This window comes from Paraburkholderia sp. BL9I2N2 (genome assembly GCF_004339745.1).
GTDB lineage: Bacteria > Pseudomonadota > Gammaproteobacteria > Burkholderiales > Burkholderiaceae > Paraburkholderia.
Map to the genome: position 1 here is coordinate 4,370,680 of NZ_SMGP01000001.1, position 21,182 is coordinate 4,391,861.

Annotated in this window: 17 protein-coding genes; 10 read left to right on the forward strand and 7 right to left on the reverse strand. The window is 62.8% G+C overall.

What is annotated here, in order from left to right:
* Window positions 1–579 (reverse strand): GspH/FimT family pseudopilin, encoded by a 579-nt coding sequence (locus tag B0G74_RS19950; RefSeq protein ID WP_132376496.1) that lies wholly within the window; start codon window positions 577–579, stop codon window positions 1–3.
* A 103-nt stretch (window positions 580–682) separates the two neighbouring features.
* Window positions 683–1,147, reverse strand: a complete 465-nt coding sequence (gene gspG, locus B0G74_RS19955; protein WP_132376497.1) for a type II secretion system major pseudopilin GspG — start codon at window positions 1,145–1,147, stop codon at window positions 683–685.
* A gap of 235 nt (window positions 1,148–1,382) precedes the next feature.
* Here gspG and B0G74_RS19960 point away from each other — a divergent pair, with 235 nt between their 5' ends.
* Entirely contained in the window at window positions 1,383–1,796 is a 414-nt protein-coding gene (locus B0G74_RS19960; RefSeq protein WP_132376498.1) for a general secretion pathway protein GspC, read from the forward strand.
* Between the two features lie 82 nt (window positions 1,797–1,878).
* On the opposite strand, the gene gspF is transcribed toward B0G74_RS19960, so the two are convergent.
* Genes gspF through gspD form a run of 3 tightly spaced genes read right to left on the reverse strand, consistent with a single transcriptional unit; the run spans window position 1,879 to window position 6,996 of the window.
* Window positions 1,879–3,096: a type II secretion system inner membrane protein GspF gene (gspF, locus tag B0G74_RS19965; RefSeq protein WP_132376499.1), complete on the reverse strand. Its 1,218-nt coding sequence runs from the start codon at window positions 3,094–3,096 to the stop codon at window positions 1,879–1,881.
* Between the two features lie 4 nt (window positions 3,097–3,100).
* On the reverse strand, window positions 3,101–4,669 hold the full coding sequence (gene gspE, locus B0G74_RS19970) for a type II secretion system ATPase GspE (protein WP_132376500.1): 1,569 nt from the start codon (window positions 4,667–4,669) through the stop codon (window positions 3,101–3,103).
* Window positions 4,666–6,996 carry a type II secretion system secretin GspD gene (gene gspD, locus B0G74_RS19975; protein WP_132376501.1) on the reverse strand — a complete coding sequence of 777 codons (2,331 nt, stop codon included), beginning with the start codon at window positions 6,994–6,996 and terminating at the stop codon, window positions 4,666–4,668. Before gspD ends, gspE begins: the two co-directional genes overlap by 4 nt.
* A 516-nt stretch (window positions 6,997–7,512) precedes the next feature.
* On the opposite strand from gspD, the gene B0G74_RS19980 reads away from it, so the two are divergent.
* Window positions 7,513–7,959 (forward strand): lytic transglycosylase domain-containing protein, encoded by a 447-nt coding sequence (locus B0G74_RS19980; protein WP_132376502.1) that lies wholly within the window; start codon window positions 7,513–7,515, stop codon window positions 7,957–7,959.
* 140 nt (window positions 7,960–8,099) lie between these two features.
* The gene (locus tag B0G74_RS19985) at window positions 8,100–9,410 is read left to right on the forward strand and encodes a GTP-binding protein (RefSeq protein WP_132376503.1); all 1,311 of its coding nucleotides are present in this window, start codon (window positions 8,100–8,102) and stop codon (window positions 9,408–9,410) included.
* Between the two features lie 119 nt (window positions 9,411–9,529).
* Here B0G74_RS19985 and B0G74_RS19990 read toward each other — a convergent pair whose 3' ends face one another.
* Window positions 9,530–9,808 (reverse strand): HU family DNA-binding protein, encoded by a 279-nt coding sequence (locus B0G74_RS19990; protein ID WP_006050811.1) that lies wholly within the window; start codon window positions 9,806–9,808, stop codon window positions 9,530–9,532.
* 494 nt (window positions 9,809–10,302) lie between these two features.
* Between B0G74_RS19990 and mnmC the strand changes: the two genes are divergently transcribed.
* The 7 genes from mnmC to B0G74_RS20025 all read left to right on the forward strand — a co-directional run bounded on the left by mnmC (window position 10,303) and on the right by B0G74_RS20025 (window position 19,521).
* Window positions 10,303–12,273, forward strand: a complete 1,971-nt coding sequence (gene mnmC, locus B0G74_RS19995) for a bifunctional tRNA (5-methylaminomethyl-2-thiouridine)(34)-methyltransferase MnmD/FAD-dependent 5-carboxymethylaminomethyl-2-thiouridine(34) oxidoreductase MnmC (protein WP_132376504.1) — start codon at window positions 10,303–10,305, stop codon at window positions 12,271–12,273.
* A gap of 844 nt (window positions 12,274–13,117) precedes the next feature.
* Complete coding sequence (locus B0G74_RS20000) at window positions 13,118–14,323, forward strand: cation:proton antiporter (RefSeq protein WP_132376505.1); 1,206 nt, start codon at window positions 13,118–13,120, stop codon at window positions 14,321–14,323.
* A gap of 127 nt (window positions 14,324–14,450) precedes the next feature.
* Window positions 14,451–15,566, forward strand: coding sequence for a YbdK family carboxylate-amine ligase (locus tag B0G74_RS20005; protein ID WP_132376506.1), 1,116 nt, complete (start codon window positions 14,451–14,453; stop codon window positions 15,564–15,566).
* 538 nt (window positions 15,567–16,104) lie between these two features.
* Complete coding sequence (locus B0G74_RS20010) at window positions 16,105–16,743, forward strand: MarR family winged helix-turn-helix transcriptional regulator (protein WP_132376507.1); 639 nt, start codon at window positions 16,105–16,107, stop codon at window positions 16,741–16,743.
* 127 nt (window positions 16,744–16,870) lie between these two features.
* A complete protein-coding gene (locus B0G74_RS20015) occupies window positions 16,871–17,584 on the forward strand; it encodes a glutamine amidotransferase (protein ID WP_132376508.1) in 714 nt (237 codons plus the stop codon).
* A gap of 80 nt (window positions 17,585–17,664) precedes the next feature.
* Window positions 17,665–18,777, forward strand: a complete 1,113-nt coding sequence (locus B0G74_RS20020; RefSeq protein ID WP_132376509.1) for an NADH:flavin oxidoreductase/NADH oxidase — start codon at window positions 17,665–17,667, stop codon at window positions 18,775–18,777.
* Window positions 18,778–18,996: 219 nt separating this feature from the next.
* Window positions 18,997–19,521, forward strand: coding sequence for an SET domain-containing protein-lysine N-methyltransferase (locus B0G74_RS20025; RefSeq protein WP_132376510.1), 525 nt, complete (start codon window positions 18,997–18,999; stop codon window positions 19,519–19,521).
* A gap of 64 nt (window positions 19,522–19,585) precedes the next feature.
* Here the strand turns inward: B0G74_RS20025 and B0G74_RS20030 are convergent, their stop codons facing one another.
* Entirely contained in the window at window positions 19,586–21,088 is a 1,503-nt protein-coding gene (locus tag B0G74_RS20030) for a sensor histidine kinase (RefSeq protein WP_132376511.1), read from the reverse strand.
* Window positions 21,089–21,182 lie beyond the last annotated feature (94 nt).

Genomic DNA, 21,182 nt, shown 5'->3' on the forward strand with positions numbered 1-21,182 from the left:
TCAGTGCACCTCGTAACGGCCATTGCCGGTGCCGACGATCGTCGCGCTCCCGGCTGCCGAAAACAGCGTGATCTGCACGGGCACGTCGATCGCCTCGGTGCCGAATACGATACGGCTGGGCTGCGCATCCGAACCGGGATAGCTAATGGCCACGCCGGTCACGCCGCCTTCCCAGCGACGCGGCCCAAGCAGATCGTCACGCAGCGGACGCCAGCCATCTTCGGTGCGCAGGTCGAAACGAAAGCCGCCATCGAGCGGTTGCCAGGCGATCGGCCGCGCGCGCACCTGCGCTTCGTCGCCGGCCGATTCGAACAGCAGCGCGAGACGCTGCGCTTCCTCGTTCAGATCGGTGCGCGGATTGCGTGTCATCGTCAACGCGGTCAAGGACACCAGCAAGCCCGCAATCACCAGCACCACCAGCATTTCCAGCAGCGTAAAACCCGCCGCGCGTTTGCCGCCGGGCGTGCCCGCGTCACCCGAGCGGCGCACGCCACGACGGCGCGCGCCGGCACACGCCACGCCAGGCAATGAAGCCGTACAGGGCGTGTCCACACGGGACTTGCAAGGGGACAATCGCATAGTGCCGGCCACGAACGATCAACTCAAAATCAAACGACGATGCATCGACAGGAACGCGCGAGGTTCAATCCCGCCGCGCGCATGAAAATCACCGACTAAGCGCCTACTGCCACGAGCCGACGTCGGCATCATTGCCTTCGCCGCCCGCCTTGCCGTCCGCGCCGTAGCTGAACACGTCGATCTCGCCGTGCACACCCGGATTCAGATACTGGTAACCGTTACCCCACGGATCGTTCGGCAGACGCTCGAGGTAGCCACCGTCCTTCCAGTTGGTCGGCACGGGGTCCGTGCTCGGCTTTTCGATCAGCGAGCGCAGGCCTTGCTCCTGCGTCGGATAACGGCCATTGTCGAGACGGTAGAGCTTCAGCGCCTGCATGACCGTGCCGATGTCCTGCTTGGCGGCGACACGGCGCGCCTCGTCGGGACGGCTCATGATCTTCGGCACGATCAACGCGGCCAGAATGCCCAGAATCGCGATCACGACCATGATTTCGATCAGCGTGAAACCACGTTGACGACGGCTGCGCGGACCCGCGATGTCATGACGGCGAGTGGTCGACAGTTGCATAGCTTGCTACCTCTTTTCAGGTGAAATTTTGACTGGGCGGGATTCGCGTTTTGGCAATCAGGGTGCCATTGAACACGCCCGGCCGGTCATTTTAATGTCATGCAGTTGAACGGCCCTGAGAAAACGCCGGGCCGCCTCAAGTTTGCTCACCCCTCGGGGAGCCCGGCGCGATGCGCCAGGTTGGGGGCGCTTTCAACCCCACGCAATTTTCACAATAGTCCGTACAATGATGCGCATGAACGCCATCCAAATCCGCCTTCTGTCGCTCGCGCTGTTCGCCGTGTTCTGCGCGACGTTGACCTACTGGGTCATCACGCTCAGCACGATGTCCGGTGCGCCGTTGCCCGCAGCCGCCGCGCACGCGCAGATCTCGACCGAGCAGGCTGCCACGCTGTTCGGCGGCCAACTCACGCGCAACGCCAACCAGGACGTGCGACTGTTCGGCATCCTCGCGTTGCGGGAAGGCGCCGCGGCCATCGTCAGCGTGGGCGGCGAACCGCCGCATGCCGTGTCGCTCGGCAGCGCGCTGATGCAAGGCACCAAACTCTCCGAAGTCCGCGCCCGCTCGATCATCATCGACCGCAACGGCGCGCATTCCGAAGTGTTCCTGCCGGCCAACCCCGCAGGTCCGACGATCTACGTGCGCTAAAGCCAGGCGCACAACCGCTTCATTTCAACTGATTGCGCGGTGACCGTACCGGTCATCGCGCAATCCCGTCCCTTTCCCAGCCTTACTGCACCAGGTTGTTCAATTCGATGATCGGCAGCATCACCGCCAGCACGATCACCAGCACCACGCCCCCCATCGCCAGAATCAGCAACGGCTCCAGCAGACTCGTCAGGAACATCGTGCGACGTTCCAGTTCGCGCGCTTCGCCGTCGGCCGCGCGGTCGAGCATGGTGGTCACGTCGCCGGTCGCTTCGCCCGAACGGATCAGGTGAACCAGCACTGGCGGAAACGTTTTCGTGTTGCCGAGCGCGCGTGACAGCGACGTGCCTTCGCGCACACGCACGATCGCGTCGTCGATGTTCTCGCGCATCGCGTTGTTGCTGAGCGTTTCGGCGGCGGCTTGCAGCGCGCGCAGAATCGGCACGCCCGCCGCGGTGAGAATGCCGAGCGTGCTGGCAAAGCGCACGGTGTTATAGCCGCGCACGAGTTTGCCGAGCAGCGGGGCAGTAAGCAGCCAACGGTCGAACGCGAGGCGCGGGCCGGGCTGCTTGAGAATCGAGCGCACCAGATACACCAGCACGACCACGCCGATCAACATTGCCCACCACCAGTTCCGCACGAAGCCCGAGAGCGCCATCATCATGATGGTGAGGAAGGGCAGTTGCTGCTTGGTGCTGGCGAACACGTTCACCACTTGCGGCACCACGTAGCTCAGCAGAAACGTGACGATACCGAAAGCGATCAGCGTGACGATGGCGGGGTAGGTGAACGCGAGCACGATCTTCTGCTTCAGCGCGTTGCGTTGCTCGATATAGTCGGCAAGCCGCGACAGCACCAGACCGAGCTTGCCGGTATGTTCACCGGCGGCGACCAGCGCGCGGTAAATCTCGGGGAAGTCTTTCGGATGCTGCGTCAGCGCGTTCGCAAGGGAATGGCCGCCGAGCACTTCCGCGCGAATCGACGCCATCAGTTCGCGAATGTAGTCGCGCTCGGATTGCTCGGTCAGCACGGCGAGCGCTTCGTCGAGCGGCAGGCCGGCAATCAGCAGGCTGGCGAGTTGGCGCGTCAGGATCGCCTGCTCGCGTTGCGACAAACGCCGCCCCAGCGACAGCCGTTGATTGCGCTCGCCGCGCGTGCGCGTGGCCGCCGGTTCGACGACGAGCGGCGTCAGTCCCTGCGAACGCAGATTGGTCCGTGCGCCGCGCGCGCTGTCCGCGTCGAGTACGCCTTTTTGCGCCTTGCCCGCCGCGTCGATCGCTTCGAAACGAAATGCCGGCATGCGCTTATGCTCCGCCCGTCACGCGGATCACTTCTTCGAGCGATGTCAGCCCGGAAGCGAGCCAGCGGTCCGCATCCTCACGCAGCGTGCGCATGCCTTGCGCACGACCGGCCGCGAGAATTTCCGCATCGGCTGCGTTGCGGTGAACCAGCGTACGGATGTTGTCGTCGATCAGCAGCAGTTCGTAGACGCCGCGCCGTCCCGCATAACCAGAGTGGCCGCACCGGTCGCAACCGACCGGATGCCAGCGCACGCTGCCGTCTTCTTCGACACGCTCTTCGCGGCACACCGGGCACAGTCGCCGCACGAGTCGCTGCGCCAGCACGCCGAGCAGCGACGACGCCAGCAGATACGGCTCCACGCCCATGTCGGTCAAACGGGTCACGGCGGATGCCGCGTCGTTGGTGTGCAGCGTAGCCAGCACGAGGTGGCCCGTCAGCGATGCCTGCACCGCGATCTGCGCGGTCTCCAGGTCACGAATTTCACCGATCATGATGACGTCCGGGTCCTGCCGCAGAATCGAGCGCAGCGCCCGCGCGAAGGTCATGCCGATCCGTTCGTTGACCTGCGTCTGGCCGATGCCGGACAGGTCGTATTCGATCGGATCTTCGACCGTCATGATGTTGGTGGTCGCGGTTTCGAGCCGCGACATCGCCGCATACAGCGTGGTCGTTTTACCGGAGCCGGTCGGCCCGGTCACCAGCACGATCCCGTGCGGCCGGCCGATCAGCTTGTCGAACTTGCCGAGCGTATCCGGTCCCATGCCGAGCGCTTCGAGGTTCAGGCGTGACGCATCTTTTTCCAGCAGACGCAGCACCGCGCGTTCGCCGTGACCGGTCGGCAGCGTCGACACGCGCACGTCGACCGGACGGCCGCCCACGCGCAGCGTGATACGGCCGTCCTGCGGCAAACGCTTCTCGGCGATGTCGAGCTGCGCCATGATCTTGATCCGCGAGATCAGCGCGCCGTGCAGCGCTTTCTTCGGCCGCACCACGTCGCGCAACGTGCCATCGACGCGAAAGCGCACCACAGAAGAAGTCTCGAACGGCTCGATGTGAATATCCGATGCCTGCTCGCGCGCCGCTTGCGTGAGCAACGCGTTGATCATGCGGATGATCGGCGCGTCGTCTTCCGACTCCAGCAGATCCTCGACCTCGGGGATGTCCTGCATGAGGCGCGAGAGATCGACTTCGCCTTCCACTTCGCCGACCACCTGCGCAGCGCTGCCGTCCTGGCGCGCATACGCCTGGTTGATCGCCTGCGTGAGCTCGTCGGCGGGCAGACGTACGATCGACACTGCGCCGAAGTTGCGCGCCACTTCGGAAAGCGCGGCGTCGCTCGTACGTTCGCTGATCCAGACTTCGAGGCTGTCCGCGTGCTGATGCGCGACCAGAATCTGGCCGGCACGGGCAAAACCGTAGGGAACGAGCCGCGCGGCGATGGCCGAAGGCGCCTCGCGCACGGCATGCTCGGTTACGCCCGCGGGCGACATCGCCGCGGCTTGTGTCGCGGCACCGGCTCGCACCGCTGCGGGCGACGCAGACGCTGACGGCGGCGTGGACGGCGTGCTCACGGCCGCACTCCAGGCGACGCGGTGGAAGGCGCCACGGTGACCGGATTGGTCTGCACGGTGCCGTTCGTGGCCGGCGCTGGGCCGGCGGTGGCCGGGCCGGCGTTGGCCGGCGGCGGCGCCATCTGCTGACGGCGCATCTTGTCGAGATCGAACAGATTCATCGCGGGCGAACCGCCTTGGCTCGGACCGATCGGCATCGGCGGAACCACCGGATCGTCGTTGTCCTTCATCAGGTTGTTGTCCTGTTTGTACGCGCCCTGCACGCCCTGAATGTAGTCGTAGCGGTTCGACGTCACGGCCTGAGCGGTACCGCGATCGTTGATGATCACGGGGCGCAGGAACACCATCAGGTTGGTCTTGTTGCGAGTCTTCTGTTCCGAGCGGAACAACTGCCCGATCCATGGAATATCGCCGAGCAGCGGCACCTTGCTGTTGCTCACCTGGTAGTTGTCCTGCATCAGGCCGCCCAGCACGATGATCTCGCCGTTATCGGCGAGCACCGTCGACTGGATCGAACGCTTGGTGAATTCCGGGCCGGCCGGGTTGGTCGTCGCGTTGGTCGTGCCGGTCACGATCGCCGAGTCTTCGGTGTAGAGCTGCAGCTTGAGAATGCCGCCGTCGGTGATCTGCGGCTTGACGTGCAGCGTCAGGCCGACGTCGACGCGGTCGAAAGTATTGAACGCCGACGTCGCGGTGGCGCTCGTGAGGTTCGAATACGAACCCGTCTGGATCGGCACGTTGGTACCGACGACGATCTTCGCTTCCTCGTTGTCGAGCGTGATGAGATTAGGCGTGGACAGCACGTTCGCGTCGGCGGTCTGCGACAGCGCTTGCAGCAGCGCGCCGAGTCCCTGCACACCGAAGATGTTGTGAATCCAGCCGACGTTCAGCCCTTGCTGCAACTGTTGGGCGGCGAGCGCGCTAGCAAGACCGCCGGTGGCCCCGGCCGCTGCGGCCCCCGCCGTCAGATTGATGATGCTGTTGCCGCTGCCGGTCGCCAGATTGGTGCCGGCGAATATCGAGTTGTTCGCAACCTGCCACTGAATGCCGAGATTGCCGGCCGTGTTCGAGTTCAATTCGACAATTAACGCCTCGAGATAAACCTGCGCGCGCCGTGCGTCGAGCTGGTCGATCACCGCGCGCAGATTGCGATACACCGGCTCGGCCGCCGTGATGATCAGCGAGTTCGTCGCGGAGTCCGCCTGGATCATCCCGCCTTGCTGATTGTCGTCGCTCTTGTCCTTGTCGCTGCCGAGCAGGCCGCCGGCATTGTTGCTGCCGCCCGCACCGTACCCGCCTCCGCTGCCGCCGCCCATCGGCGAAGACAGCGAGCTGTTGCCGAGTCCGCCCGACGGCAGCGGTGGCGTACCCGACGAGCCCGTCGAATTATTGCCGCCCAGGCCGCCGCCGCTATTCTGGTTGAACGAATTCGCGTCGTTCGCGTTGCCCGACGAGTTGTCGCCGCCGCCTTTGCCGAACATGCCGCGCAAGGTCTTGGCGAGCTTCGTCGCGTCCGCGTTACGCAGCGGCACGACGTGGATGTTGCCGGGCATGGTGGTCGGCGTGTCGAGTTCCTTCGCCAGTTGCTTCGCCGCCGCGAGACGCGCGCCGTTCGACGCGCGGATCAGCAGCGAGTTGGTGCGCGGGTCGGCGGTGACCGACACCTTCAGCGTCGCGTCGGTACTGCCGATCGAGCCGGGGTCGAGCATCTTGTTCAGCTGCGTGGCGATGTCGATCGCGTTGGCGTTCTTCAGCTGCACCACCGATACCGATTGGCCCGCCGCCGAATCCACACCCTGGATGATCTGGGCAATACGCCGCACGTTGTCGGCGTAATCGGTGACTACAATCGTGTTGTTGGCTGGGTAGGCCGCCACGGTATTGTTCGGCGAGATGAGCGGACGCAGCACGGGCAACAGATTGTTGGCCGATTCGTTCTTCAGCACGAACACTTGCGTGACCACCTGATCGCCGCGCGCCGTAGGCGTATTGCCGACATAGGTCGGCACGCCTTGCAGCTTCGCGTCGGCCTCGGGCACGACTTTCAGTACGCCGTGGTCCTGCACGAGCGCGAAGCCCTGCATCCGCAACGCGGACTGCAAGGTTTTCAGCGCCTGATCTTCAGGCACCGCGTTTTCCGACACGAGATTCAACTGACCTTTCACGCGCGGATCGACGATGATTGTTTTGCCGGTTGCCGCGCCAATCGCCTTGGCCACCTGATCGATGTCCGCGTTGACGAAGTTGAGTGTCACCTGTGCCTGTGCTGTCTGCGCGGTGATCAAGCCAGCCACCAGCAGCGCCGTTGCAACGCGACGCAAAGCCATACGATTTCTTCTCATGGAATAGGGTATCGATGCCAACAGCCGTAGCCGCCGACGGTCATGCAGTGCGGACACGGGAGCAGGCCGCCGCCCTGTCGATCTGCCGGCCGGCCTCGCTGACGATCATCGTCCTCGTTGCCCGCCGTCCGATGTCCGAAAAAAATGAACAGTAACAGTTTTTCATGTCGGATTTGTCACAAAACGAACTGCCTCGTGCGATTTCTCTAGAGGCCGCCACCTGTTGTCAAACAATTGAAAGTTAATGGAAAGTCGTACGAATGAGCTCGAAAACGCTTCGTTTTCTGCTCTCTTATGTCGGTTAGCCAACTTGACGGGGGTCCGCCTGCCGGTATCATACGAGCCGTTCGAGTCCCTGGTTGCGAGTTGCCGACGCGGGTTTACCCCAGTGTCAGACCAACGCCCGGCCAGCGCGGCTCGGCGGCTGTCAGTGGCTGAAGTATGGCCGATGCGACGCCTTACCGAACCTTACTCTTGCCCTTTGCTTAGTGGTCTTGACTGATGAAACGAAGCTTCGTCACCGTCGCCGTAGGACTTGCCGTGCTGGTAGCAGCAGGGTCCGCACGCGCCGATTGCTTTGATGAAGCAGCGAAATACCAGAAGGTCAACCCCTTGATTCTGCGCGCCATCGCGTGGCAGGAGTCGCATAATCGCCCCGACGCAACGCATAAAAATGCGAACGGCTCGACCGACTACGGGGTGATGCAGATCAATTCGATCCATCTGCCCACGCTCGCACAGTACGGCATCTCGCAGGGCACGTTGATGGAACCGTGCAAGAACGTCTACATAGCGGCATGGCATCTGCGCCGCCAGATGAACAAGTACGGCAACACCTGGCAGGCAATCGGCGCCTATCACTCCGAGACGCCGGCGCTGCGGGACAAGTACTCGCAGCAGATCGCCGCGATCCTGCGCAAGTGGAATCTGATGCCGGCTGCGCGCTGATCCCGCCTGTCACGCGGCCTCCGTCCGTTTTGATGCACAATGCGGCTTCGTGCAGCCTTCGAGGCTCGGCCCGGTTGCGATCAGCATTATACGCCCTCAGCCAGGCACGCCTTCCAAACCTCTAGTTTTCCCGTACTGCAATGAACCAGCCGCTATTGCCCGTCACCGTGCTCTCCGGTTTTCTGGGCGCCGGCAAGACCACGCTCCTGAATCACATCCTCGCGAATCGCGTCGGCTTACGCGTGGCCGTGATCGTCAACGATCTGGCCGCCGTCAATATCGACGCGACCCTCGTGCGCGATGCCGCCGCGCTTTCTCACGTCGAGGAACAACTCGTCGAGTTGTCGAACGGTTGCATCTGCTGCACGCTGCGCGACGATCTGCGGGTCGAGATCAAGCGTCTGGCCGGAGAGCGGCGTTTCGACGCGATCCTGATCGAATCGACCGGCGTGGCCGAGCCGATGCCGATCGCCGAGACCTTCAGCTTCGTCGACGATGAAGGTGCGTCGCTCTCCGACGTCGCCCGGCTCGACACGATGGTGACCGTGGTCGATGCGTTCAACTTCCTGCGCGACTACGGTTCGGCCGACGCGCTTGCCGAGCGTGGCATCGCCGCGACCGAGGAAGACGATCGCACGCTCGTCGAACTGCTGATCGAGCAGATCGAATTCTGCGATGTGCTGGTGGTGAACAAGGCCGATCTGGTGAGCGCGGACGAACTCACGCGCCTGCAACGCATTCTCGCCCGGATCAATCCGCGCGCCCTGCAGGTGGTCGCCCGTTTCGGCGAGGTGCCGCTCGCGCAAGTGCTGAACACCGGCCGCTTCGATTTCGACGAGGCGGCAAGCGCGCCAGGCTGGCTGGCATCGCTCAATCATGAGCATGATCACGAGCACGGCCATGCTCATCAGGGCGAAGCGGATGAGTTCGGCATCGGCAACTTCATTTACCGGGCGCGCCGGCCGTTTCACCCGGAACGCCTGTGGGCGCTTCTGCATCAGGAGTGGAAGGGCGTGCTGCGCAGCAAAGGTTTCTTCTGGCTTGCCACGCGTAACGATATCGCCGGTTCGCTCTCGCAAGCGGGCGGTGCTTGCCGGCACGGTCCGGCGGGCATGTGGTGGGCGGCTCAGGATCGCAGCGAGTGGCCCGACGGTGACGACGAGCTGGCCGCCGAAATTGCCGCGGACTGGTACGGCGATCCGGACGATCTGAGCATCGGCGACCGTCGCCAGGAGCTGGTGATGATCGGCGTCGGCATCGATCCCACTGTCTGGAAAGCGAAGTTCGACGCGTGTCTGCTGACCGACGAGGAATACGCGCAGGGACCGCAAGCATGGGAACAGTTCGTCGATCCATTCCCGGCCTGGGACTTCGACGAAGATGATCACGACCATCATGACCACGATCACGATGGTCATGGCCACGGTGAAATCGTGCATCGTCACGAGTGAGCGGCTTTCGCCGCTCGGCGGAATCGAGCCGCGACGCCCGTTGCGGCCATCCTCTGCACAATGCCCAGGCGAAAAAAAACCCGCCATCGGCGGGTGTCAACTGCCTGGCAGTAGTCTGCTTAGCGCTTGTTGACTGCGTCTTTGAACGCCTTACCAGCCGTGAACTTGACGGTCTTGGCGGCCGGAATCTTGATAGTTTCGCCGGTCTTGGGGTTACGACCCGTACGCGCTGCGCGCTTGCCCGAACCGAAGCTGCCGAAGCCGATCAACTGGACCGCATCACCCTTCGACACAGACTTCTTGATCACTTCAAGCAACGTGTCCAGCGTTTCACCGGTTTGAGCCTTGCTGGCGCCCGTCTGTCCTGCGACGGCGTCGATCAGTTCCTGTTTGTTCATTAAGGTTCCTTTCTGAGTTTAGGTTGACACGAACAGCGCGAACGCGCCGATTATACGTGCGCGGGCCGCGCCGTCGAGCAGCGCCGGCTCCGGATCCCCTCCGGACCAATGGCGCCGCACAGATGACTGTCCGGCGGCCGTGCTGCCGCTCCCTTCGCGGCGCTTGCTATGATAGCGCAGCGCAAACCCAATCAGGATAAGGGTTTCGAAGAATTACGCGGTTCCGGGGCCGATATCGCAAGGAAACCGCAAATTTTGCGCTCCACGACCCCCAACCGAGGGCTGAAACCCAGTATGGACGGGGCCTGACGTTGGTTTTTGCCAACGTTCGGCGCGTCTTTTTCGCCCTCCGGCGAGCTGCGCGCGCGGGCGGTAACGTTCGACCCGCGTGTGAGACGACGCCGGGCTGCTCCAGGTTTCCTCACCCCTCGGGGGCTCCGGCGCGAAGCGACGGGTTCTGGGGGCATTTTTCCGAGCGTCATTTTCCGTCGCGCATGACCGATCCGCTGATCCCCGCCGTCCTCGCTTTTCGCGACAACGGCACGCCTTTTTCGCCGCTTTACGACGACATCTATCACAGCGCCGTAGGCGGTCTCGAACAGGCTCATTACGTTTTCCTGCGCGGCAATTCGCTGCCCGACCGGTGGCAGGGCCGCCGCGTGTTCACGGTGCTGGAAACAGGCTTCGGCATGGGCATCAACTTTCTGATGACCTGGGCCGCATGGCGCGCAGATTCGTCGCGTTGCGAGCGGCTGCATTTCGTGTCGACTGAGAAGCATCCCTTTACCGTCGCCGATTTACGCAAGGTGGTCGCGGCGACGATTTCCGATCCGGTGATTGCCGGCCTCGCGAAAGCCCTCGCGAACGCCTGGCCGATGCTCGTTCCCGGCACGCACAGGCTTGAATTCGATGAAGGGCGCGTCGTGCTCACGCTGGTGTTCGGCGACGCGCAGGAGAGCTTGCCGGCCTTGAGGCTGTGCGCCGATGCGTTTTACCTCGACGGCTTCGCGCCGGCCAAGAATCCCGACCTGTGGACGCCGGCGATCTTCAAGGCGCTCGCGCGGCTGGCAGGCGAGGGCGCCACGTTCGCCACCTACAGCAGCGCCGGCGACATCAAACGCGCGCTGACGCAATGCGGCTTCGAATACCGCAAGGTGGACGGCTTCGGCTGGAAGCGGGCGATGCTGGTCGGCCACTTCGCGCCGCGCTGGCGCGTGCGGCGTCATGAACCGCCCGCGCCGCTCGCGGTCGATGAACGACATGCGGTAGTGATCGGCGCGGGGCTTGCGGGCTGCGCGGTGATCGAACGGCTCGCCGCGCGCGGCTGGCGCGTCACGTCGCTGGAGCGGCACGCTTCGGTGGCGCAGGACGCATCGGGCAATCCGGCGGGCGTGTTCCATCCCATGATTTCGCGCGACGACAGCGTCGCGTCCCGCGTCACGCGTGCCGGCTTTCTGTATACGCTCAGGCGTTGGGCCGCGCTCGAGCGGCTCGGTCACACGCCGCTGCGCGGCGGCCAAGGCTTGCTGCAGATCGCCGCGGACGACGATGAAGCCCGCTCGATCAGCGAAGCGATCTCCACATTCGGCTATCCGTCCGACTACGTGACGCCTGTCTCGCCGGACGAAGCTCAGCGGCTCGTCGGCATGCCGCTCGCGCGCGGCGGATGGATCTTTCCACACGGCGGCTGGATCGACCCGGCGTCGCTGTGCGCTGCGCAGTGCGCCGCGGCGGGTCATCTACTCGAGCGCCGCTTCGGTGTGGACGTCGCACGGATCGAACGGTCCGACGGTCAATGGACCGTGTTCGACAACTCGGGCGAGGCCATCGCTCAAGCTCCGGTGGTGATCGTCGCCAGCGCTCACGATGCCGCGCGCATCGCCGGTTTGCGGCATGCGCCGACTCGCAGCATTCGCGGCCAACTTACTTTGCTGCCGGCCGGCACGGTGCAGCCACCGCTTCAGATGCCGGTGATCGGCGAAGGCTACGCGGTGCCGCTCGCAGACGGCGTCACGTTAACCGGCGCCACCTACGAGCTCGACGACCCCGACACATTGCTGCGCGCGGCCGGCCATCTGGAGAACCTGGAGCGCGTCGCGCAGATGCTGCCGGCATTTGCTGGCGTCGTCGCTCGGGCTCAGTCGGCGGCGTTGATGGGGCGTGTCGCGTTCCGCTGCGTCACCAGCGATCGCATGCCGATGATCGGCCAACTCGCCGACGAAGTGCAGGCAACGCACGATGCCCAGCGCCTGCGTGGCGCATGGCCGCTCGACCTGCCGCGCACGGACGGCCTGTACGGCGCTTTCGCGTACGGTTCGCGCGGGCTCGTATGGGCGGCGCTCGGCGCGGAACTGATCGCCTCGCAACTGGAAGGCGAACCGTGGCCGCTCGAACGGGATCTGGCTGAAGACATCGACCCGGCGCGCTTCCTGTTGCGCGCACTGCGTCAGGGGACGGTGGGTTAACTCCGGACTCCAACCAGCATGCTCGCCGGATAAGTTATCCACTGAGAGTTGTGGATAACCACGCCGTTTACCGGTGCAACTGGTGTGGAACCGTTGTGGACGTAAACGGGGTAACTTTGCCGCTGCCCAAAAGCGCAAAAAGTTACCCTTGTATACGCGCCGCTCCCGCACATGCTGTGCATCCTGTTATGCCGTCGGCAAACCGATGATTCATTTCGGTAAACAGGAGTTATCCACAGAAACCGAGGCACCTTGTTAACTATTACTACGTATACATACGGTAAACCTGTAAACAGAAAGACCGTGGCTGGACGAGAGCCGGTCGGCGGGTCTCGAGCGCTCCTAAACCCGTGCAGAACATCCGCGGCGATGTCCCGAAAAGCACATCTGCCGCGTTCAAACTAGCCGGTAGCACGGCCGGATTCGCAGCCAAAACGGTCGGTTTTTCCTCATGTCGGCGAGATACCGTACGTTTTTACCGTTTTGCCAGCATGTTCGCGCCTTTTCGGTCGAGGCTGAAAAAGCTATGGCACAATCGCCGTTCTTTTCCGCGTCGTGCCTTGTCTTTACAGCGGCACACGCAGCAAACGGAACGGTGCCGCTCAATCAGAATCTGATTCAAAGTCGACGGCGTTCTTTCACCGTGCCGGTTGCTACGGCCGCACCCCGAATGCGCCAGCTTCCTTGCTGTTGCCGCGCATTCAGATCATTCCGATCGTTGAAAACTCGCAACGCTGGCCACGCGAAGCGATCGCGACAGTGAGCGCGTCATGTGCCCACTCGCTCGCCGGTGTTTGCGCCGGTTCGTGTCGTCTGCCGTTGCTGCAAAGGAGAACCCATCACGATGAATTCGGCGTTTTCATTTTTTCCAGCCTGGCCGCTTTCACCCGACGCCATTTTTTGGGCTGGTCTCGCATTGCTCGCCGCCGGTCTGTGCGGTGAGCTTTGCTATCGCGCGTGGCGTTTACCGCGCATTTCCGGGTATGCGGTCATTGGTCTGATTGCCGGCGCGGCCGGTTCGGGCGTGATCGATGCGGATTCCGCGAGCGCCGCGCGGCCGCTGCTCGATGTCGCGCTCGGTTTGCTGTTGTTCGAACTCGGCAGCCGGCTCGATTTGCGCTGGATCCGTCGCAATCCCTGGCTGATTCTGTCGAGCGTCGCCGAAGCCACGCTGACATTCGCGCTCGTATTGCCGGTTTTGCTGTTCCTGAACGTGCCGCTGATGGTGGCAACGGTGCTCGCCGCGATCGCCATGGCGACATCGCCGGCCATGGTGATTCAGCTGAAAACAGAATTGCGTGCGGAAGGCCAGGTCACCCAGCGTTTGTTGACCTTGACCGCGCTGAACAGCATGTATGCTGTGGTGATCGAAAAGCTCGTGTCGAGCTGGCTGCATCAGGAAATTTACGGCAACGTATTTGCGACCATCCTGCAGCCGCTTTATCTGCTGGTCGGCTCGCTCGTGCTCGCGTATCTGCTCGCGCGCACCTGCACGTTCTTCTATCGACGTTTGAACATGCAGGACGAGCACTCGTTCGTCGCGCTGTTCGGTCTTGTGCTGCTGGCCATTGCGGTCGCGCATCTGTTCAAGCTGTCGACCATTCTTGCGTTGCTGGCCGCCGGCATCATTGTGAAGAATCATGAGGCGCGTCCGCAGTTGTGGCCGGAGCATTTCGGCACGGCCGGCTGGTTGCTGACGGTGATTTTGTTCGTGCTGACGCTGACTTCGTTTGAATGGAAAGACATCGCGCTTGGCGGCGTCGCGGCACTGGGTCTGATTGTTGCGCGCCTGGTGGCTAAGCTGGTCGGCGTGCTGGCGTTCGCCAAGCCGAGCGGCTTGAACTGGAAGCAGGGGATGGCGCTCGGTCTGTCGTTATCGCCGATGTCGGCGCTTGCGTATCTGCTGGTCGACGACACCTACAACCTGTATCCGAACTTCGATCCGCAACTGCGGGCTATCGTGATGTGTTCCATTTTCGTGCTGCAGATTCTCGGGCCGTGGCTCGTCTATCGCAGCCTGGCGCTGGTGGCTGAACGGCGTGAAGTGTAAGCGCAAGTCAATGAGCGCGCTGCGCTACTCAAGGCGCGATGTTTGACACGCTTTATCCAACTTATATTTGATTCAAAAACGGCCGGGTATGTGGCTCACACCCGGCCGACCTGACTCAGGGGACGCCATGTCACTCGAACCCTTCATCGATTCGAAACCGTTTACATTCGGTGTCGAACTCGAGATGCAGATCGTCAATACGCACGACTATGATCTGACCAAAGCCGGCTCGGATCTGATGCGCCTCATCAAGGACGAAAAGATCCCCGGCAACATCACGCCGGAAATCACCGAAAGCATGATCGAGTTGTCGACGGGCATCTGCACGACGCATGAGCAGGCCGTCACCGACTTGCGCAAGATTCGCGACACGCTGGTGTCCGCGGCCGACCGTCTGAACGTCGGCTTGTGCGGCGGCGGCACGCATGCGTTCCAGCAATGGAGCGAGCGGCAGATCGTCGATACGCCACGTTTTCAGTACATCTCCGAGTTGTACGGCTATCTTGCCAAGCAATTCACCGTGTTCGGCCAGCACGTGCACATCGGCTGCCCGGATCCGAACAGCGCGCTCTATCTGCTGCATTCGTTGTCACGCTTCATTCCGCATTTCATCGCGTTGTCCGCATCGTCGCCGTTCGTGCAGGGTGTCGATACCGGTTTTCATTCGGCACGACTGAATTCCGTGTTCGCGTTCCCGCTGTCGGGCCGCGCGCCGTTCGTGCTGACGTGGGACAGCTTCGAGGAATATTTCTCGAAGATGGTCCACACCGGCGTCGTCAACAGCATGAAAGATTTCTACTGGGACATCCGGCCGAAGCCGGGTTTCGGCACGATCGAAGTTCGTGTGATGGATACGCCGTTGTCGGTCGATCGCGCGGCGGCGATTGCCTGCTATATCCAGACGCTTGCCCGGCATCTGCTACTCGACAAACCGATCACGCCGCAGGAAGACGATTACCTCGTCTATACGTTCAATCGTTTCGAAGCGTGCCGCTTTGGTCTTGCCGGCACCTGCATCAATCCGCAGACGGGTGAGCGCAAGACGATTTCCGAAGACATCCTCGAAACGCTGGATCTGATCGCTCCGCACGCCGAAGCGTTGGGTTCGGGTAATGCGCTTGCTGAAATCGGCGCGATCGCTCGCGGTCAGGTCAATGATGCAACCTGGTTACGCGGTGTGGTCGAACGGGAAAAGTCTCTGCATGAAGCGGTCAGGCAACAGTGTTTGCAGTGGCGGGCGTAGGCAAAGACAGGATTGCTTACGTCAAATCGTAAGGAAACCCGCCTCGAGCGGGTTTTTTTCAGTAAATTAATTTTCCAGCTCGGCGTGCCTTTGGTTTTTATAGAGTTAACGTATACAAACGTAGTAGTAGTTAACAAGCATTGCATCTGCCTGTGGACAACTGAATAATTCCCTGCAAAGTCAATGCGCTGCGTAAACCATAACTGAGCTGATCGAAGGCGCATCGGCGCCGGTATACGAGGACAACTTTGGGACGGGTAGAGCGGGCCTGGGTGCTTATCAAGAATCAGCGCACAAGCTATCCCTAAGTTTTCCCATGGTTATCCACAGCTTGTGTTGGATAAGTTAGCTGTACGATTCGCCGCTCTCGCATAGAATGTCGTTTTCGCTGCTTTGCCTTGCAAGGCGGTAAATTTTTGAGATAGTAGAAAACCGTCTTGTCGCAGTTGGGCAAGGCTACCCCACACAGGCTACGGGCGCGGTCGGCAAGCAGTTCGCCGGCATCGTACGAAAGCTGTAAATAAACCAATCGAAGATTATGAGCGAAGGCGTATACGGAGAACAGGCGACCGGGCGGGTGACCCACAGCCTATTGCGATTGAGCACGGCAATGCGGAGCCAGGCTTGGGAATGGGCGGAGGGCGCTGGCCTGACACCAACTCAAGGCGAAATTCTGGTCTTGCTGATGCAGCGCAAAGGCCCGATGCGTCTCGGCGAAATTGCCCGTGAAACGGCGCTCACCGCCGCGACGACCAGTGATGCAGTCAGCACGCTCGAAACCAAAGGGCTGGTCGAAAAGCGCCGTGCCCTCGACGACGGCCGCGCCCTCGCGGTTCGCCTGACGGCGCGTGGCCGTACGGCGGCGAAGCGCGCCGCGCAATGGCCGGACTTCCTGGCCAAGGCGGTCGGCACGCTGCGTGACGACGAGCAGGCGGTGTTCTATCGCACGCTGCTCAAGACCGTGCATCAGCTGGAAGCGCAGGGCACGATTCCGCCGCACCGCATGTGCCTGAGCTGCACGCACTTCGAGCCGAGCAAGAACCCGAAGAAGACGCCGCATCATTGCGCGTTGCTCGATCTGAATATGTCGGATACGGATCTGCGCCTCGATTGCTCGGTGTACGAGACGGCCGACGTCGCCACCCAGAAGAAGACCTGGAAGATCTTCGCCCAATAAGGCGGCTTCTTCCGGGACAATCCGCTACACTGCCAAGCCGGCTTCGGCAGGCGGCCTATGCCGCCTGTCAGCCGACTGGTGCCGCGTGGCGGCAAGTCTTTAGTCAACCTGAAGGTGGGGCAGGCCGATGAATCGCGAAGTTCTGGCCATTCGCCACGTGCACTTCGAGGATCTGGGCAGTCTCGAGCTGGTGCTCGGCGAGCGCGGGCGCCCGGTCCGTTATCTCGATGTCGGCTTTGCTCGCATCGAGGCGCCGAACCCGGTCGCCGCATCGCTGATGGTGGTGCTGGGCGGCCCGATCAGCGCAACCGACGACGCGCTTTACCCGACGCTCGTGCCGCTGCTGTCCATGATCGAGAAACGCATCGCGGCCGGTTTGCCGACGCTCGGCATCTGCCTCGGCGCTCAATTGATCGCGCGTGCCCTTGGCGCCCGTGTCTATCCCGCAGGCCATACCGAACTCGGCTGGACACCGCTCACGCTGACCGACGCCGGCCGCGCTTCGCCCGTCCGTCATCTGGATGGCGCGCAGACCTCCATGCTGCATTGGCATGGCGATACCTTCGATCTTCCCGACAACGCAACGCGTCTTGCGTCGACGCCGGCCTGCGAAAACCAGGCGTTCGCCTGGGGCAATCATGTGCTGGGTCTGCAGTGTCATCCGGAGATTCGTACCGATCGCTTCGAGCCCTGGCTGATCGGTAACGCCGGTGAGCTGGTCGGCCACGGCATCGACGCGCGCCAGTTGCGGGCCGAGACCGCCAAGTTCGGTCCCGCGCTCGAAGCCGCCGCGTGCCGCATGTTTGGCGAGTGGCTCGACCAGGTCGAGGCGAAACCCTGAAATCCTAAGTCCGCGGGCCAGCACTAAATCACTTGCGGTGCTATGCTCGATCGCTCTCGGGTTTCTACTGGGCGTAATCCATGAGCGCGCTTTTTTCTCCGCTCACGCTGCGTAGCGTGACGCTTCCCAATCGTATCGTCGTGTCCCCGATGTGCCAGTATTCCGCCGACCGTGGCGAGGCAACGGCGTGGCACATGATCCATCTTGGCAGCATGGCGTTATCCGGTGCCGGCATGCTCTGTATCGAAGCGACCTCGGTCGAGCCGGACGGCCGCATTACACCCGGCGATCTCGGTTTGTGGGACGACGTCACCGAAGCCGCGCTCGTGCCCGTGCTGGCCGCGATCCGCAAGCATTCGCACATCAAGGTCACGATGCAGTTGTCGCACGCCGGGCGCAAGGCGTCGAGTCACGCGCCGTGGGAAGGCGGTCAGCTGATTCCGGTATCGCAAGGTGGATGGCTGCCGCACGCGCCGTCCGCGTTGCCGCACAAGGCCGGCGAAGAGCCGCCGCTGGCGCTCGACACGCCTGGGCTGAACCGCATCCGCGAAGCCTTCGCCGCCTCGGCGCGCCGCGCCGCGCGGCTCGGCGTCGACGCACTGGAAGTCCACGCGGCGCACGGCTATCTGCTGCACCAGTTCCTCTCGCCGATCGCCAATCAGCGCGACGACGACTACGGCGGTTCGCTTGAAAACCGCATGCGCTTTCCGCTTGAAATCTTCGATATCGTGCGCGCTGCATTTCCCGCCGACAAACCGGTCGGCGCGCGCGTCTCCGCAACTGACTGGGTCGAAGGCGGCTGGACGCTCGAGGACACGATCGCGTTCGCGCAGGAACTGAAAAAGCGCGGCTGCGACTGGATCGACGTATCGTCCGGCGGTGTTTCGCCGTTGCAGAGGATTCCGCTTGAACCGGGTTATCAGATTCCCTTTGCCAAGGCGGTCAAGGAAGCCACCGACCTCACGACCATCGGCGTAGGCTTGATCACCGACCCGTTGCATGCCGAACAACTGATCGAAGACGGCGACGCCGATCTGATCGCCCTGGCGCGCGCGTTACTGTACAACCCGCGTTGGCCGTGGCACGCTGCGGCACAACTCGGCGCGACGGTCGAAGCGCCGCCGCAGTACTGGCGTTCGCAACCGCGCGAGCAAAAGGCACTGTTCGGCGACATTTCGTTCGGACAACGGTGAAGTTGGCAACCCGTCATACGTGCGCGTCTTTTTGACGGTTGAACGAAGCCGTATTCAGCGTGTAGGATGCCGGTTGTGGCGCGCGAGCGTCGCAAGTCCGACGCGGCGCTCGCAAGGCGCCGCGTTTGCTATCCGCGTCAGAAAAAAGCAGCGCGTCAGACGCGGGCATTTCTGACGGCTGCCGAACTTCACCCCCAGTTCTTCACAAGGATTCATTCAATGAGTTCACGCAGGATCGCCGTGCGCCGTTCGGGTGTGCACGGCAAAGGCGTGTTTGCCCTCGAACCGATTGCGGCCGGCGAGCGCCTAATCGAATACAAGGGCGAGCGGATCTCTTGGAAAGAAGCGTTGCGCCGTCATCCGCACAATCCGGCCGAACCGAATCACACGTTCTATTTTGCACTCGATAGCGGCAAGGTCATTGACGGTAAAGTGAACGGCAATAGCGCGCGCTGGATCAATCATTCCTGCGCGCCGAACTGCGAAGCCGAAGAAATCGACGGTCACGTGTACGTGCATGCGTTGCGCGATATCGCTGAAGGCGAGGAAGTCTTTTACGACTACGGCCTCGTGATCGACGCGCGTCAGACCAAGAAGCTCAAGAAGGAATATGAATGCCGTTGCGGCGCGCGTAAGTGCCGCGGCACGATGCTGGCGCCGCCCGAGAAGGAGAAGGGCGACGGCAAGTCCGAGAAGTCGGCCAAGAAGGCCAAAACGTCGGCGAAGAAAGCGAAGATGAAATGAAATCCGGGCTGCCTGAGTCGATCATGTGTGTGATCGCCAGGCAGCCCGTCGAGCATCTGAACCGTTAGCTATCCACCGGCGCCGAGTGCGCCGATTTTTTTGCCGGCCGCCGTGGTTCGGGTTCCACGATGCTCTGCACGCTGATCGGCACGAGCGGAATGCGCACGATGAAACGTGCGCCGCCTTCCGGTGCGTCCTCGTAATGCACGCTGCCGTGATGCAGCACCATGATGTCGTGGACGATCGCGAGGCCGAGACCGGCGCCGCCATCCACGCCGGCGTCGCTCTGACCGTCCCCGCGGAAGAACCGTTTGAAGAGATCGGCTTGCTGGTTGCGCGGCACGCCCGGCCCGTTGTCTTCGACGATGATCTCCGCCATGCGCAGTTCGTCGATGACCGTTTGCGACACCGTCACCGTGATGCGGCCGCCATCGAAACGCGACGGCGGCACGTACTTGAGTGCGTTATCCAGCAGATTGGCGATCACTTCGTGCAGCAGCACGGGATTGCCGCGCGCCATCAACGGATGGCCGTTGCTGGGGTCGTCCAGACGCTGGAAGCCCAGGTCGACGTGGAACGTCAGCGCACGCGGCACCCATTCGGCGCCCGTATCGAACGCGAGCGCGGCCATGTCCACGTTGACGAAGCGAGCCGCCTGTTCGCCCGGCTCGGCCCGCGCGAGCGAGAGCAGTTGATTCGACAGCCGCACTGCGCGGTCAGCTGCGGCGCGCAGTTCACGCACAGCGGTTAGCGTTTGCTGCGGGTCGCGCGCGATGGCCGCCTGCTCGGCATGCAGCTTGACGGCGGTGAGCGGCGTGCGCAGTTGATGCGCGGCGTCGGCAATGAATTTGCGCTGGCCGTCGAGTGCCGTTTTCAGGCGACCGAGTAGCGCGTTCAACGCGCCGGTCAGCGGGCGAATTTCGACCGGCACATAGGTTTCGTCGACCGGTTCCAGCGACGTGTGCGTTTGCCGGTTCAGCGAGTCCGCGAGATCGGTGAGCGGATTGAGCTGCTGATTGACCACCCGCCACACGATCACCCAGCCCGCCAGCAGCAGCAGCAACAGCGGCATCATGATCGCGACCAGAAACTCGGCGGCGATGCGAAACCGGTGATGCACCGGCTGACCGACTTCGACGACGATCGGATTGCCCGTCGGCTGATCGACCCGCACCTGCGCCACCCGCACCGTCACGCCTTGATGCTGCGTTTCGAATACGTACGCGTAATGCATGCGCCGCACGCTCGTGCCTTGCAGCGGGAGATTGTGATCGCCGGCGATTTCCGTTTCGCCGGTGCTGATCCGGTAGACGAGGTGCTCGACCGGGTCCGAAAACATGGCCTGCGCGAGCGGCGGCACCGTGATGCGCGCATTCGGGCCGGCAATCTGGATCTGTTTGGAGATCGCGGTGGCGAGATCGGCGAGCGAACGGTCGACCACGTGCTGCGTGTACTGCCAAGCTAGCCAGTAAGCGATCAGGCCGCTCATGAGCGCGAGCAGCGAAAGGGGAGCAGCGAGGCGCCGCAGCAGCGTGCGGCGCAGACTATTGGCGGCCGGCTGGGGCATGATCGAACGCGCGGGAAAGTAGCAACGGCGCAAGCACCGTGAAATTTCGCCGGATGCCGGCGAAATGCGCACCGAGTGCGCGGCGCCGGCCCGG